At 64.2% G+C, this 15,034-nt stretch carries 16 protein-coding genes; 6 read left to right on the plus strand and 10 right to left on the minus strand.

Features of this window, described 5'->3' with window-relative positions:
- Nucleotides 1-123: 123 nt before the first annotated feature.
- The 6 genes from NKI58_RS09765 to NKI58_RS09790 form a co-directional block, all read right to left on the minus strand.
- Complete coding sequence (locus NKI58_RS09765; protein ID WP_352785505.1) at nucleotides 124-2,412, minus strand: PAS domain-containing hybrid sensor histidine kinase/response regulator; 2,289 nt, start codon at nucleotides 2,410-2,412, stop codon at nucleotides 124-126.
- Nucleotides 2,413-2,500: 88 nt separating this feature from the next.
- Nucleotides 2,501-3,490 (minus strand): acrylyl-CoA reductase (NADPH), encoded by a 990-nt coding sequence (gene acuI, locus NKI58_RS09770; protein ID WP_352577450.1) that lies wholly within the window; start codon nucleotides 3,488-3,490, stop codon nucleotides 2,501-2,503.
- Nucleotides 3,491-3,541: 51 nt separating this feature from the next.
- Nucleotides 3,542-4,018 carry a signal peptidase II gene (gene lspA / locus NKI58_RS09775; protein WP_352577458.1) on the minus strand — a complete coding sequence of 159 codons (477 nt, stop codon included), beginning with the start codon at nucleotides 4,016-4,018 and terminating at the stop codon, nucleotides 3,542-3,544.
- Nucleotides 4,019-4,044: 26 nt separating this feature from the next.
- Nucleotides 4,045-4,908, minus strand: coding sequence for a TrmH family RNA methyltransferase (locus tag NKI58_RS09780; protein WP_023675255.1), 864 nt, complete (start codon nucleotides 4,906-4,908; stop codon nucleotides 4,045-4,047).
- On the minus strand, nucleotides 4,909-5,970 hold the full coding sequence (locus NKI58_RS09785) for an RsmD family RNA methyltransferase (protein ID WP_352453977.1): 1,062 nt from the start codon (nucleotides 5,968-5,970) through the stop codon (nucleotides 4,909-4,911). It lies immediately after the preceding gene.
- Nucleotides 5,971-6,058: 88 nt separating this feature from the next.
- Nucleotides 6,059-6,313 (minus strand): hypothetical protein, encoded by a 255-nt coding sequence (locus NKI58_RS09790; RefSeq protein WP_352853146.1) that lies wholly within the window; start codon nucleotides 6,311-6,313, stop codon nucleotides 6,059-6,061.
- Between the two features lie 332 nt (nucleotides 6,314-6,645).
- On the opposite strand from NKI58_RS09790, the gene NKI58_RS09795 reads away from it, so the two are divergent.
- Complete coding sequence (locus tag NKI58_RS09795) at nucleotides 6,646-7,329, plus strand: helix-turn-helix transcriptional regulator (protein ID WP_352468341.1); 684 nt, start codon at nucleotides 6,646-6,648, stop codon at nucleotides 7,327-7,329.
- Between the two features lie 86 nt (nucleotides 7,330-7,415).
- Nucleotides 7,416-7,784 (plus strand): VOC family protein, encoded by a 369-nt coding sequence (locus NKI58_RS09800; protein ID WP_352785509.1) that lies wholly within the window; start codon nucleotides 7,416-7,418, stop codon nucleotides 7,782-7,784.
- Nucleotides 7,785-7,882: 98 nt separating this feature from the next.
- On the opposite strand, the gene lhpI is transcribed toward NKI58_RS09800, so the two are convergent.
- The 4 genes from lhpI to sppA all read right to left on the minus strand — a co-directional run bounded on the left by lhpI (nucleotide 7,883) and on the right by sppA (nucleotide 10,606).
- Entirely contained in the window at nucleotides 7,883-8,851 is a 969-nt protein-coding gene (gene lhpI, locus NKI58_RS09805) for a bifunctional Delta(1)-pyrroline-2-carboxylate/Delta(1)-piperideine-2-carboxylate reductase (RefSeq protein ID WP_352568228.1), read from the minus strand.
- Nucleotides 8,852-8,903: 52 nt separating this feature from the next.
- Nucleotides 8,904-9,236 carry a LapA family protein gene (locus tag NKI58_RS09810; protein WP_023675260.1) on the minus strand — a complete coding sequence of 111 codons (333 nt, stop codon included), beginning with the start codon at nucleotides 9,234-9,236 and terminating at the stop codon, nucleotides 8,904-8,906.
- Between the two features lie 47 nt (nucleotides 9,237-9,283).
- On the minus strand, nucleotides 9,284-9,568 hold the full coding sequence (locus NKI58_RS09815; protein ID WP_023675261.1) for an integration host factor subunit beta: 285 nt from the start codon (nucleotides 9,566-9,568) through the stop codon (nucleotides 9,284-9,286).
- Between the two features lie 81 nt (nucleotides 9,569-9,649).
- The gene (gene sppA, locus NKI58_RS09820; protein ID WP_352568227.1) at nucleotides 9,650-10,606 is read right to left on the minus strand and encodes a signal peptide peptidase SppA; all 957 of its coding nucleotides are present in this window, start codon (nucleotides 10,604-10,606) and stop codon (nucleotides 9,650-9,652) included.
- Between the two features lie 308 nt (nucleotides 10,607-10,914).
- Between sppA and lptC the strand changes: the two genes are divergently transcribed.
- From lptC to rpoN, 4 genes are all read left to right on the plus strand, one after another.
- Nucleotides 10,915-11,628, plus strand: a complete 714-nt coding sequence (gene lptC, locus NKI58_RS09825; RefSeq protein ID WP_352568226.1) for an LPS export ABC transporter periplasmic protein LptC — start codon at nucleotides 10,915-10,917, stop codon at nucleotides 11,626-11,628.
- Nucleotides 11,615-12,214, plus strand: a complete 600-nt coding sequence (locus tag NKI58_RS09830) for an LptA/OstA family protein (RefSeq protein ID WP_023675264.1) — start codon at nucleotides 11,615-11,617, stop codon at nucleotides 12,212-12,214. Before lptC ends, NKI58_RS09830 begins: the two co-directional genes overlap by 14 nt.
- A complete protein-coding gene (lptB, locus tag NKI58_RS09835; protein ID WP_023675265.1) occupies nucleotides 12,214-13,032 on the plus strand; it encodes an LPS export ABC transporter ATP-binding protein in 819 nt (272 codons plus the stop codon). Before NKI58_RS09830 ends, lptB begins: the two co-directional genes overlap by 1 nt.
- 197 nt (nucleotides 13,033-13,229) lie before the next feature.
- On the plus strand, nucleotides 13,230-14,756 hold the full coding sequence (rpoN, locus tag NKI58_RS09840; protein ID WP_352568225.1) for an RNA polymerase factor sigma-54: 1,527 nt from the start codon (nucleotides 13,230-13,232) through the stop codon (nucleotides 14,754-14,756).
- The last annotated feature ends 278 nt before the right edge of the window (nucleotides 14,757-15,034 follow it).

Consider the following 15,034-nt stretch of genomic DNA (forward strand, 5'->3'; position numbering starts at 1 on the left):
CGAGCCATCCCTCTTGGCACGGGGATACGGTGTAGGTGCAACAGGATTGTGACAGTACCGTGATACGGCTCTGCGGGCAATACTTCGTCGGCTGGGCAATCTATCAACCGTCTATGTTGTGCCTCAGGCGGCCGCTTGCCCTTCGACCGCATGAACCAGGGCATCGGGGTCGAGCGGCTTGGTGACGAAGCCGCTGGCACCGTGAGCGAGCACGGCGTGGCGGGTCTTTTCCTGGCTGTCGGCCGACAGCACCATGATCGGCACCGGCGGCACCGCGGTCTCCTCCTCATGGCGGCGGATGGCGGCGATGGCGTCCAGACCGTCCATGACAGGCATGTGCAAGTCCATCAGCACCACGTCGTAGCGGTGCTTGTGGCCGGTGCTGATGACCGCCTCGACCGCGGCCTTGCCGTTGCCGACCACTTTCACGCGATGCCCGGCCTTCAGCAGCGTGGCGCGGGCCAGCATGGCGTTGATGTCGTTGTCCTCGGCGATCAGCACCGACAGGCCCTGCTGGCGGGCGCCAATGGCGTGCCCCGCCTGCGCGCCGCGCCTTTGCAGTTGCGGCTCGGCGATGACCGGTGCATGGCTGGTCAAAAGCACGCGCAGCAGTGTCTCGCCGCGCACCGGCCTCGCCAGGAAGGTGGCGTAACCGTTGGCACGGAACTCGCCAAGCATGCCGCGGTCGGTCGGCGCGATCAGCGTCACTGCCTCGCAATCGGCAAATCCGCTCTGGCGCAGGCGCCTGAGCAGCCTGCCGTCGCTTTGCTCCATGGCAGCATCGATCAGAAGCACGTCACAGCCCTCGGCGAAAGCGGTGGCCTGGGCGGCGGCGGTGGCCAGATCGACCGTGCCGCCATTGGCGCGAATGGTGCGGGCGAGGGCTTCGGCCTCGACCAGGTTCTTCGATACGATCACCGCATGCCGGCCCGACAGCGCGTCCTGGCGGATCTGCGGCGCCTCGACGGCGGAAATAGCGGGAATCTCGAAGACGAATTCGGACCCCTGGCCAAGCCGGCTCGACACAGAGATAGTGCCGCCCATGGCGATCACCAGGCGTTTGGAAATGGCGAGACCGAGGCCGGCACCGCCATGCGCACGGGTCGAGGTGCCGTCAGCCTGTTCGAAGTCCTCGAATATGCGCTCCATGTCCTCCTCGCGCAGACCGGGGCCGGTGTCGGTGATGGTCAAGCAGATGCGGTCGGTGGTTTCGGTGCGGACGCGGGCGATGCTTGCCAGGACGCCGCCGCTGTCGGTGAACTTGACGGCGTTGCCGATGAGATTGAGCAGCACCTGCCTGACCCTGCCGGGGTCGGCGGTGATCAGCTGCGGCACGTCGGGTTCGACATGGCAGCCGAGGCCGATATCCTTGGCAAAAGCCCGCGCCGCCAAAAGCTCGATGACATTGTCGGCGATCTCGCGCACCGACATCGGCTGCGGTTCGGGATCGAAGCGGCCGGCCTCGATCTTGGAGTAGTCGAGCAGGTCCTCGATCAGCGCCAGCAGCGCGCTGGCCGAGGTCGAGATGGCGCCGACATAGGTCCGCTGCTCGGGCGAAAGGCTGGTGTCGGCGAGAAGCCGGGCCATGCCCATGATGCCGTTCATCGGCGTGCGGATCTCGTGGCTGACGGTGGCGAGGAAGCGCGATTTGGCCTGGCTCGCATATTCGGCCCGCTCGCGGGCGGTGATCAGCGAGGATTCGGCGCGCTTGCGAGCGGTGATGTCGCGGGCGATGGCGCGATGCGAAACGGCGCCGCTGTCCTTGTCGCGCACCGACAGCTCGATCCAAGAGAACCAGCGTGGGCCGTCCGGCGTGCGAATGGCGACGTCGGTGGAACTCAGGCATTCATGGTCGGAAAACGCGGCGTCGGGGACGATGCCGACATCGATGCCTAGTTCGGCCAGGGTCTTGCCGGCAAGCTCGCGCTGGTCGGTTTCGACAAGGTCGGCGAAAACCTTGTTGGCGTAGACAATGTGGCCGTCGCGGTCACGATGGACGACGAGATCGCCGAGTGCATCGATCAGCCCGCGAAAGCGCTCCTCGCTCTCCTGCATCTCCCACATGCGGTCGGCCAGCGTCTCGATTTCGGCGCGGCTACGGGCGGTCGTGGCATCGAGCAGGGCCACCGCGCGGCGCTCGGTGCGCCTGTTGCGCAGATGCATGGCGAGCCCGGCGATGGCTGTCGCCAAAAGGCCGATGGTGATGAAGATCGGCGCCCCGGTCAGATGCGAAAAGCCTGCCAGCACGACGATGGCGACGAGCGTCAGGAAGGGCAGGCCTTCGCGGTTGGAGGCCGGCAGTTCCGGCGCCAGCGGTGGCGCGGCGACAAGCTGCCGTCCTGGCGCCGCGGGGGCCGTCCCGTCGGCCCGTTCGGCTGGTTCCGCCTCTCTGATGCCGGGTTCCGCAATCATACGGAAATCCTGCCAGACAGAGCTTATCGAAGGTTGTGGTTGATCGCTCGAATTTTAGCGGTCGCGCTCTTTTTTATCCCTTGGGGGCTCACATATCCACCACCACGCGGCCGCGGATCTTACCCTCGACGATGTCATGCGCGGCGCCGATGATGCCGTCGAAGCCGATGCTCGTCGACAGGCTGGCAAGCTTTGCGTGGTCAAGATCGGCGCCGATGCGGCGCCAGGCCTCGAGGCGGACCGCCTTCGGCGCCATCACCGAATCGATGCCGAGCAGCGAGACGCCGCGCAGGATGAAGGGGGCGACGCTTGCCGGCAGGTCCATGCCGCCGGCGAGGCCGCAAGCGGCGACGGCGCCGCCATAGGAGGTCATCGACAGAACGTTGGCTAGCGTGTGACTGCCGACCGCATCGACGCCGCCGGCCCAGCGTTCCTTGGCGAGCGGTTTTGCCGGCTGGGTGAGCTCGTCGCGTGAAATCACTTCCGCGGCGCCGAGGTCGATCAGATAGGGGCTTTCGGCAGCGCGGCCGGTCGAGGCGATGACGTGATAGCCGAGGCTGGACAGGATCGAGACCGCGACCGAGCCGACGCCACCGGCAGCGCCGGTCACCACCACCGGGCCGCGATCGGGCACGATGCCGTGGCGCTCCAGCGCGATGACGCAAAGCATGGCGGTGTAGCCGGCGGTGCCGACCGCCATCGCATCATGCGGGCTCATGCCGTCCGGCAACGGCACCAGCCAGTCGCCCTTGACGCGGGCGCGCCCTGCAAAGGCGCCGAAATGCGTCTCACCGACGCCCCAGCCGTTCAATATGACCTTGTCACCTTCGCGCCAGTCGGGATTGGAAGACGAGATGACGGTGCCGGCGAAATCGATGCCCGGCACCAGCGGCCAGCGGCGGATTATCGGCGCCTTGCCGGTAATTGCAAGACCGTCCTTGTAGTTCACCGTCGTCGCCTCGACCGCGACGGTGACGTCGCCCTCCATCAGGTCTGCCTCGGTAAGCTCGGTCACCGCGACTGACTGGTTTTTCTCGGCGTCACGCGAAACGAGGATGGCTTTGAAGGTTTCGGGCATTTTTTCTCCTCGGGCTTGCAGATCAGAATGTGCGGCGCCAGGCGAGTGAGGTCAATCGCTCGACGCTCCGCGCCGCCAGCCAATGAGTTCGTCGAAGACGACCAGCACCGCACCAACCGAAATGAAGGCGTCGGCGAGGTTGAAGACGGCGAAGGACCAGACCGGCGTATGGAACAGGACGTAGTCGATGACATGACCGTAGATTGCGCGATCGATCAGGTTGCCGAGCGCGCCGCCGACGATCAGTGCGAAGCCGATGCGGGCAAGCAGGTGGCCGGGCGGCGTGCGGGCCGCAAGATAGAGCACGAAAGCGACCACCAGAACCGCGACGACCACCAGGCCGGTGTCGCCGAAGGACGAAAACAGCGAGAACGCGATGCCGGTGTTGTAGGTGCGGTACAGCGCCAGGAACGGAAGCAGGTCGAGCCGTTCCTGAAAGGCAAGACCGGTTTCGACTAGGTATTTCACCCACTGGTCGAGCGCTATCGCGGCGACGACCAGAAGAGCATACGGCCTCCAGGACTTCATGGTTTGCAGTTTCACGGTTTGAGATGTCACGATCTGGCGTCCTCCGGGCCGAGCTTCAGCGCGCCGCGCCGGATCTCGAACAGCATGACGCCGGTGGCCACCGCAAGGTTGAGCGAATCGGCGCGGCCGGCCTGCGGTATCCGCAGCAGTTTATCGCAGCTTGCGGCAAGCTCGTCAGGCAGGCCTTGCTGCTCGTTACCCATCATCAAAAGCACCGGGCCTTTTGAAAAATCGACCGAGCGGTAGTCGACCGCACCCTTCAGATGGGTGCCGGCGACGAGGCCGGGAAAGCTCGTTCGCCAGGCGAGAAAAGCTTCGGGCGACGCCTTGGCGACCGGCACGGCGAAAATCGAGCCCATGGTGGCGCGCACCGTTTCGACCGAAAAGGGATCGGTGGTCTCGCCGACCAAGATGACGCCCCTGGCCCCGACAGCGTCGACCGTGCGGATGACGGTGCCGAGATTGCCGGGGTCGCGGACGCGGTCGAGCGCCACCCAGACGTCGCCGTCACGGGCGCGGATGTCCTTCAACGGCAGGAATTTCTGCGAGAACACGCCGACGACCATTTGCGGATTGTCGCGGCGGGTGATGGCGACCAGCACTTTTTCCGAAACTTCAAGGACGGTGCCGCCGGCAGCGACCGTGCGCGCCGCGATCTTTTCAACCGCCGTATTGCCACGTCCGGCCTTGGCGAAGACCAATGTCCTGATCGACCAGCCGAGATCGAGCGCGTCGATGACCAGCTTCAGGCCTTCGGCCATGAAGGCATTCTGCTGGTCACGGAATTTCTTCAGCGCGAGCGCCTTGATGTCCTTGACCAGCGGGTTGGCGAGGCTGGTGACTTCCTTCACCTGCCCTGGCGCGCCCGCGTGCCGTTCGTACGCACTCATTCAGGCCACCCAGCGTGAGAACAGCGAGGTCGAAAGCGCCCGACCGGCAGATTTCTCGCGGATGATCAATTCACCCGACTCGACCGTGCCGCCCATGCCGGCGAAGGTGTCGCGCATCAGGGCATGGATGGCGAAAAAAGAGGCGCGGATCGAATAGGCGGTCAGTACCACGGCGAGCGGCTTCGGCGTCAGGATCGCGCGGCAGATATCGGTCAGCGCCGGCAGGTCCTCGAACAGCTGCCAGACCTCGCCTTTCGGTCCGCGGCCATAGGCGGGCGGGTCGAACAGGATGATGTCGTAGCGGCTGCCGCGGCGCTCCTCGCGTTCGGCGAATTTCACGGCATCGTCGACGATCCAGCGGATCGGCTTTTGCGACAAGCCCGCCATTTCTTGGTTTTCGCGCGCCCAGCCGATCGCCTTCTTGGAAGCATCGACGTGGGTGACCTCGGCGCCGGCGCGCGCCGCCACCAAGGAGGCAAGGCCGGTGTAACCGAACAGGTTCAACACCTTCACCGGCCGTTTTGCCGCCGCGATCAGTCCGGCCATGTGGTCCCAGTGCGAGGCCTGCTCGGGAAAGACGCCGACATGGCGAAACGAAGTGAAGCGGCCGAGATAATCTATGCCGTCATGCTTCATCGGCCAGGTCTCGCCGAGCGGCGTCTTGGGGAAGCGCCAGCGGCCGATGCCTTCCTCGTCGGTATCGCCGGTGAAAATGGCGTCGGCGCGCTCCCAGTCCCTGGCCGGCAAAGCCTTTTGCCAGATCGCCTGGCCCTCCGGCCGAACGATGCGGTAGGGGCCGTATTGCTCGAGTTTTTCTCCGGCGCCGCTGTCGAGCAGCGCGTAGTCCTGATTGGGGCCGACCTCGAGGATCAGCGGCAGATGTTCGGCAGGCAGCGCGCCATCGCGGCGGGATAGAGGGCGCGGCGCGGCTTTCGGCTCGGACCGGTCCTGCAGTTTAGGCTCCGAACCGGCGGTCAGGCCGGCGTCGCGCCGTCGCGGCTGCTCCGCCCCGCCCTTCGCGGGCGGGCGGCTGTCGCGGCGTTTGTCGCGAAAAGGTTTCAAGAAGGCGCATCTCCGGACGGCGGCTCGCCGCTTCTGCCACAGCACATTGACCGGCGCAACAAAAGGGCTGCCGACGTGTGCAACCGGATCAGCCGCGCCTGATCGACAGCAGGCCGACTGCGAGCGTTATGAAACCAACGGCCTTGAAGCCGGTGACGACCATATGGCCGGTTTCCCAGCTGCTCCGGATACTTTCGAAATTGTCCGGGATCGGTCCAGGCACCCAGGTGGCCAGGACATCGTTTGCCGGTTTGACCAGGGTAAACCACGCCACGAGGGCCATCAGATAAAGCACGATGGCGGCCAAAATCCACCAGAATGCCGGGCGGTCGCTGCGCAGCATCCAGGCGAGAAGCCCCGGACAGGCGATCGACGTCCAGCGGTGCGCCGACAATCGCGAAGAATTGGAACTGAGCGTTGAAGACAGTGGTTTCACGCCAGAGCGAAGGCGGCCAACTGGTCAGCCGCGGCACCGATTCCAGCACATGGGCGAAGGATGGTCCGAGGCTGAGCGCAGCGACGATGGCGGTCAAAACCGACCAGAACAACAGCAACCCGCGTATATCCATAATGGCCAGACAACGGCGTCAGGGCGCAGACGTTCCCGTCCGCCACCATGTCGCTTGCCGCCGAAAGTGCTGGGGCTCTATCGTGATTGAAACTAGGTCATGATTCATGTCCCGTGCTGAACGCCTGCTCGACCTGATCCAGATCCTGCGCCGGCATCGCCGGCCGGTCAGCGGCCGCAGCCTTGCGGGCGAAATGGGTGTGTCGATCCGCACGCTCTATCGCGATATCGCCACGCTGCAGGGGCAGGGCGCGCCGATCGAGGGCGAGGCGGGGTTGGGTTACGTGCTCAGGCCCGGTTTCATGCTGCCGCCCTTGATGTTCACCGATGAGGAGATCGAGGCGATCGTGCTCGGTTCGCGCTGGGTGGCCAAGCAGCCGGACTGGCGGCTTGCGAACGCCGCCACCGACGCGCTGGCCAAGATCGCCGCGGTGCTGCCGGACGATTTGCGCGAAGAGCTCGACGCCTCGACGCTGTTGGTCGGGTCGCGCACCGAGGTCACCGAAGGCATCGATCTCGGCGTGGTGCGGCAGGCCATCCGCGAGGAGCGCAAGCTGAGCTTTGTCTATCGCGACGCCGGCGGCGCTGCCTCCGAGCGCACCGTCTGGCCGTTCGCACTCGGCTTCTTCGACAAGGTGCGCGTCGTCGCGGCCTGGTGCGAGATGCGCCAGGATTTCAGGCACTTTCGCGCCGACCGGATATCCGGCCTCAATGCCACCGAGATGCGCTATCCGCGTCGCCGTCAGGTGCTGCTCAAAGAATGGCGGGCGACGCTCGACACGCCAAGCTAAGGCTGCTGCTCAGTTGAGACTGCTGCCAGAATCTGGCAGTGGCGTACGGTATGCTCCTCCAGTCGAAACCATCTGGAGAGCAATTCATGACACCGCCCAATTTCGTCATCCTCTTTGTCGACAAGCCTGAGCAAAGCGGCGCCTTCTACAGCGCGCTGCTTGGGCGGCAGCCGGTCGAGACCTCGCCGACCTTCGTGCTGTTCGTGCTCGACAACGGCTTCAAGCTCGGCCTCTGGTCGCGTCACACCGTGGAACCGGCCGCCGCGGCAGCAGGCGGTGGCGCCGAGATCGTCTTTGCGCTGGACACGCCGGGTCCCGTCGACGCCACCCATGCCGAGTGGGCCGGCCGCGGGCTGAAAATTCTGCAGACGCCGACCGACATGGATTTCGGCCGCACCTTCGTCGCGCTTGATCCCGACAGCCACCGGCTGCGGGTTTATTGGCAAAGGCAGTAGGGCAGTAGGGCAGTAGGCGAGAGCAAAGTAGCACTAGGCGCGGCGCCGCACGATTAGCACGGTTTCCTACTGCCCTACTGCCCTACTGCCCTACTGCCCTACTGCCCTACACTTGCCCGATACACGGCAATGCCGGCGGCGAGGTCCTCGAGGGCCGCGCCGACCGACTTGAACAGCGTGATGTCATCGTCGTTCTGCCGGCCTTTTTTCTGGCCGCGCGCCAGTTCATAGAGATCGGCGACGATGGCTTCCGGCTTCAGAACGCCGGAGGCCAGCGGCTGGACGATATCGCCTGCCTCCTTGGTGGCGCCGGCGCGGGTGTCGACATAGACCCGGGCGCGTGCAATCGCGTCGTCGTCGCTTTCGCGCATCGCCGGCGTGAAGCCGCCAACCAGATCGACATGGGCGCCGGGATTCAAGAGTGCGCCCTTGATCAGTGGCATGGTGGTGATGGTCGCCGACGACACGATATCGGCCTTTCCGAGTTCGGCGTCGAGATCGCCTGCTGCTTCGGCCGCAAAACCCTCGGCACGCAATCTTGCCGCGACCTTTTCGGCGTTGGCCGGCGTGCGGTTCCAGATGCGGATGTTCTTGATCGGACGTACCGCCGAATGCGCCTTTGCAAGGAACGGCGACAGCGCGCCGGCGCCCACTATCAGCAGCCGCGATGCGTCCGCGCGGGCCAGATAGGAGGCGGCCAGCGCCGACGCACAGGCCGTGCGCCACTGTGTCAGCCGCTGGCCATCGATCAAGGCCTGAGGCTCGCCGGTGGCGCCGTCGAGCAACAGGTAAAGCCCCATCACCGCGGGCTTGCCGACGGCATTGTTGTCGGGCGACACGGTGACGATCTTGACGCCGATATGGCCATCGGCCGAGGTGCCGGCTGCGTTGAAGTCGGTCCAGGCCGGCATCAAAAGCAGCGTCGAGGCGGCGCCATCGGGCCGCTCAACCGTGTGATGGTGCCTGACCGGCTGCACGGCGCCATCGCGAAAAGCGGCGCGCAACGTCTCGACCAGCCCGGAAAAGGTCAGCGCGCGGTCGACCTCGGCGGCGGAAATGGTCAGCATGAAAGGCTCCGTGGAGAACTAGGCCGGTTGTGCTTCAGGCCCGAGCCGCGGCTCAGTTCGTCGGCTTCGGCAAGGCTGGGCCCTGCGACGCGGTGGGCGCGCGGCTGACCGCCTGGCGCAGGTTCTCTGCCTCGGCGCCGCGCTGGCGCGCCAGCTTGCGGTAGCGGCCCTGCTTGGTCCAGGTCGCCAGGCTGCCGACGATCATGCCGATGGCCAGCGCCAGGAATAGGAAAATGAAGAGCGGCATGGTCAGCGTCAGCGCCGGATTGCCGGGGTTGAACGGATCGAGCGTGAAGGCGACCGGTTCGCGGTTGGCGACGGCCAACGCAATCAGGATGACGGCCAGCGGCACGAAAACCACGATGAGGAGAAAGCGATTGAACATGTTTTTCCGTTCGGAAGAAAAGGCGGGAGCGGTGGCGGGCGCCGCGCCTATTTGCCTCCGTTCAGCCTTTCACGCAATTCCTTGCCGGTCTTGAAGAACGGTACCCATTTCTCCTCGACCTCTACGGATTCGCCGGTGCGCGGGTTGCGGCCGGTACGGGCAGGGCGGTTTTTCACCGAAAACGCGCCGAAGCCGCGCAACTCGACCCGGTTGCCCTCGGCAAGCGCGTCGGTGATTTCATCGAAGATGGCGCTGACAATGTTTTCGACGTCGCGCAGGAAAAGATGCGGATTACGCGTGGCGATGATCTGCACAAGTTCGGATTTGATCATGAAAAGGCTCCCCGTAAAAGCAGTGCCGCCGAAATTATCAGAATGATTTTATTTGGTTTTTCACTCGTCCCAAGCGGTTCCTCAAGGGTGCCAGACGGAAACGAGACCGTCAAGAAACAAGCGGTCCGCTCCAATTTCGTGAAGGACGTCGCCGCCATGGCCGGGCAGGCCAAGCGCAGCACCGACGGTCTGCGCCATCGCCTTGGAGAACAGGAAACCACCACGTTTTTCCGTGTCCTTCCATTCCACCACCTTGAGCTTGGCATCGACACCCTTGCCTGCAAGCCAGTCGATTGCTTCGGCCTCGCCGCCGACCGCGTCGATCAATCTGTTGGTGACCGCCTGCCGGCCGGTGAAGATCGACCCGTCTGCGAGCGCCAGCGCCTCCGGCTTGGTCATGTTGCGGCGCTCGGCGACGATGCCGACGAACCAGTCGTAGCTGTCGAGGATGAGCTTGCGGACCATGGCGCGCTCATCGTCATTGGTCGGCTTGAAGGGAGAAGGCGAGGCCTTCAAGGGCGAGGATTTCACCTCCTCCAGCTTGACGCCGAGCTTGTCCATGAGGCCGCTGACGTCCGGGTACTGGATCAGCACGCCGATCGAGCCGACGATCGAGGATTTGCGTGCGACAATATGGTCGGCCGCGGTGGCGATCATATAGCCCGCCGAAGCCGCGAGCGTGCCGACCTCGGCCACCACCGGCTTGTCGGCGGCGAGCTTGCGCACTGCCTCATAGATCGACTCGCCACCGACGGTGGTGCCGCCGGGTGAATCGATCGACAGGATCACAGCCTTGACGCGCGGCGACTGACGGATTGCCTCCAGCCGCTTGATCAGTTCTTCGTCTTCGGTGATGGTACCTTCGATCTTGACCTTGGCGATGTGGTCGACAGCCGCGCCGGTGAAGTCGTCACCATAGATCCATGCCGAGAAGGCGATCAGTCCGGCTGCTGCGACGATAATCGCCGCAACACGCCAGAATGTCAGCTTGCGGCGCAAGCGGCGGCGGTCGATCAGGTCGTCGGCTCTCAATGCCATGGTCAGCCTCGTAGTCGGTGGGAGCAGATGCTTTTAAAGCAACCATTCGCGCCCGGCTACCGTTTCCTGACGGCCTTGCGCCAAAGGCCGTCTTAGGCATTCGCGGCAAGCCTCAACCTGTCACGTTCTACAGGCTCTAACACTGTGCGCCCATATCTGGTATGAGGTACAGGCTGCGCTGGGGCCATTTTCATTGTACAGGGGCGGCTGTCACATTTTTGCGGTTTTCCTCGGCTTGTGCTTGCTTGAGGGCGCCGGCACCCCACCTATAGGGCGGCCTGGCGGGCAGGGGTTTAGAAGAAGCAGTCATGTTAGCGGGACCAATCGAACCGACCAACACCGAGACGGAGTTGGCTCCCAAGGCCGCAGGCCGGGCGCGGGTCGACGCGTTTGACGTTGCGCAGCGTCATTCGCGCCGGGTCCGTATCCTCAAGCTGGCCGTGCCACTGGTCGCTGCCGTGATTGCGGTCGCGTTTCCGGTCTATTCCTATCTCATGGCTCCCGCTGCAATCGAGGTGCAGGCCGACGGCGGCGCCTTTGCCGATGGCAAGCTGGTGATGGCCAATCCCAAGCTCAACGGCTTCACCAAGCAGGACCTGCCCTATTCGATGACGGCCCTGCGCGCCATACAGGACGTCAGCAAACAGGGCATCATCGATCTGGAAGGCATCAAGGCCAAGCTGCCGATTGCGGCCGACAACACGGCCGCCATCAACGCCACGCACGGCACCTACGATCGCGACGGCAACACGCTCAGCCTGACCAGCGATGTGACCGTGTCGACGACGGATGGTGTGGTGGCAAAATTCAAATCAGTCTATCTCGACATGGGCGAAGGCACTATGAAGACAAGCGAGCCCGTCGATGTCAGCCGCGGCGGGTCGCGGATCAGGGCGGATTCGATGTCGGTCCAGGACAATGGCAAGGTCCTGGTTTTCGAGAACAAGGTGCGCGTCGACATCGATCCCGCCAGTTTGAAGGCGGCAGAGGCAAAGAGCGGAGAGACCAATGCGGTTCAGTAGTTCGGCACGGCGCCTCGCCGCGATTTCGGCGTTGCTAACCTTGGGGCTGACCTTGGGGACGGCGCCGTCGCTGGCGCAGTCCAAGGCCACCAGCCAAATGTCCGGCCTCAGGCTGTCGGGCGACAAGCCGATCCAGATCGAAAGCGACAAGCTCGAGGTGCGCCAAGCGGAAAGCGTTGCCGTCTTCACCGGCAACGTCAACGTCGTCCAGGGTCCAACTGTGCTCAAGGCCGGCAAAATGACGGTCTATTACGTCAGGGATGCAGGCGCCGCCAAAAGCGCCCAGCCGGCGGGTGCCGCGGCAATGACCGGATCCGCCAACATCGACCATCTCGAGGTCGACGATAAGGTCTACATCAAATCGGACAATCAGGTTGCCACCGGCGACCGCGGCACTTTCGACATGAAGACCGAAGTGCTGGTGCTTTCGGGCAGCAAGGTCGTGCTCTCGCAAGGCGACAACGTGCTTGTCGGCTGCAAGCTCACTGTGCAGATGAAGAGCGGCCTTGCCCAGGTCGACGCCTGCGGCGGCCGCGTCATGATGTCGATCACGCCGCCGGCGAAGTCTGGAGCAGCGAAACCCTGATGACCGGCATATCGTCGCTGCTGGCGCGTCTTCCAGGGCGCGCCGCCAGCCAACTTGCGGCACCGGCCAGGGTCACCGTCGAAGCGGCAAAGTTCAAGGGAACCTTGATCGCCAAGGGGCTGACCAAAAGCTACAAGGGCCGCAAAGTCGTCAGCGGCGTGACGCTGGGCGTGCGCGCCGGCGAGGCGGTTGGGCTGCTCGGCCCCAACGGCGCCGGCAAGACGACCTGTTTCTACATGGTAACCGGCCTGGTGCCGGTCGATGAAGGCACGATCGAAATCGACGGTTTCGACGTCACGTCGATGCCGATGTATCGCCGCGCCCGTCTCGGCATCGGCTATCTGCCGCAGGAAGCCTCGATTTTTCGCGGCCTGAATGTCGAGCAAAACATCCGGGCCGTGCTCGAAGTGGTCGAAAAGAGCCGCAAGGAGCGTGAGCGCCTGCTCGACGAATTGCTCGAGGAATTTCACATCAGCCATCTGCGCAAGGCTCCGTCGCTGTCGCTCTCCGGCGGTGAGCGGCGACGCCTCGAAATTGCCCGCGCCTTGGCAACCCGCCCCGCCTACATGTTGCTCGACGAACCTTTCGCCGGCATCGATCCGATCGCCGTCGCCGACATCCAGCAGCTCGTGCGCCACTTGACGGCACGTGGCATCGGCGTTCTGATCACCGACCACAATGTCCGCGAGACACTTGGCCTGATCGACCGCGCCTACATCATCCATGCCGGCCAGGTGCTGACCCATGGTCGAGCCGACGAAGTGGTCGCAAATGCCGATGTGCGGCGGCTTTATCTCGGCGAGGGATTTACGCTCTAAGTGCGAAATTCCGGCTCGAGCGGGATTTCCGGCGTAGTCCAGCAGCTTTTTCTTCAATTTTCTGCCTGAAAACGCTCCGACAGGCGAGTTTTACCGCTCCTCGCCTTGACAAGCAAAAGCCGGGCCAGTTTCTATGCTGGCCTGGAAAATTCCTTCCAGCAGTGCGGGTGCGTAGACGGAGCGTTTGAAACCGAACCATGGCGTTGGCGGCAAAACTACAGCTACGACAGTCGCAGTCGCTGGTGATGACGCCGCAGCTGATGCAGTCGATCCGCCTGCTGCAGTTCACCCATCTCGAGCTGGAACGCTTCATCGACGACGAGATCGAACGCAATCCCCTGCTGGAACGCGCCGAACCGCAGGAGGACGCCGCCAGCGACCAGGCGCAGAAGGGCGACGCCGCATCGGAACCGGCTGCCGACGGCGACTGGTTCGAGGCGGAAACGGCGTGGAGCGCCGAGGCGATCTCGGAAAAGCTCGATACGTCGCTGGAAAACCTGTTTCCTGACGATCCTGGTACGAGCGAGCGGCTCGGGCCCGACCTGACGGCACAATGGAAATCGGCGTCCGGCAACGGTTCCACCTCTTCCTCCGACGGCTTCGACGTCGCGGATATGGCGGCGGCGGCCATCACGCTGCGCGACCATGTCGGCGAGCAGGTGGCGCTCGCCTTTGCTGATCCGGCGGCGTGCCTGATCGCCGGCGAGCTTGCCGACGGCCTCGACGAGGCCGGCTACATGCGTGCCGACATGGCCGAGATCGCCGCCCGCCTCGGCACGGACGCCACGGCGATGGCACCGGTCCTGGCGGTCTGCCAGACATTTGAGCCAGCCGGCATATTCGCCCGCGACCTCGCCGAATGCCTGTTGCTGCAGCTGGCGGTGCGCGACCGGCTCGATCCGGCGATGAAGGTGCTGATCGCCAATCTCGAACTCCTGGCACGGCGCGATTTCCAGACGCTGAAGCGGATTTGCGGCGTCGACGAGGAGGATCTGCTCGACATGCTGGCCGAGATCCGGGCGCTCGACCCGCGGCCTGGAATGGCGTTTTCGCGCGGTGCCAGCGATGCGATCGTGGCCGACGTCGAGGTGCGTGCAGCCAATGACGGCAGCTGGACGGTCGAGCTCAATGCCGAGACGCTGCCGCGCGTGCTGGTCGATCACATCTATTTCGCCCAGGTCACGCCACATGCGAAAAACCAGGCGGAAAAGGATTTCCTTGCCGAATGCCTGCAGAACGCCAACTGGCTCACGCGCAGCCTCGACCAGCGGGCGAAGACCATTCTCAAGGTGGCCTCTGAGATCGTGCGCCAGCAGGACGCTTTTCTCGTCCACGGCGTGCGGCACCTGAAGCCGCTCAACCTGCGCACGGTGGCGGACGCCATCGGCATGCACGAATCAACGGTCAGCCGGGTCACGGCAAACAAATACATGCTGACGCCGCGCGGTGTGTTCGAGCTGCGCTATTTCTTCACCGCCTCGATCGCTTCGTCAGGTGGCGGCGATGCGCATTCGTCGGAAGCGGTGCGCGACCGCATAAAGCAGCTGATCGACGAGGAGAAAGCCATCGATGTGCTTTCCGACGATGCCATCGTGGACATGCTGCGGGAAAGCGGCGTCGACATCGCCAGGCGCACGGTGGCCAAATACCGGGAAGGCATGAACATACCCTCTTCGGTGCAGCGGCGGCGCGAAAAACGCGCTTTGGCCAGCGCCGGCCGTTGATCTCCGGCGGAATTTCCACAGCTTTCGCCCTTCATTGACAAGCGGCGACGAAGTGGCTAGAAGCCCGCCCGCATGAGACGGGCTGGCGAGTGGATTTGAGTTCGCCGATGCCCGCACGAGAGATGGTCCGTCACGACGTAGGCCACGGGACGGCCAAGAAGGCGGCTTGTGATCAACCGGAAAGTTCGGATCTAAAATCGGCGCAAGTGACGCCGCAAAAGCTTGTGCGCGCGGACCACGAGTATAAACTCGGGACAGTTTGAAGCCTGAGCAAGGAA

It is taken from the genome of Mesorhizobium sp. M0522, assembly GCF_040321085.1.
Lineage (GTDB): Bacteria > Pseudomonadota > Alphaproteobacteria > Rhizobiales > Rhizobiaceae > Mesorhizobium.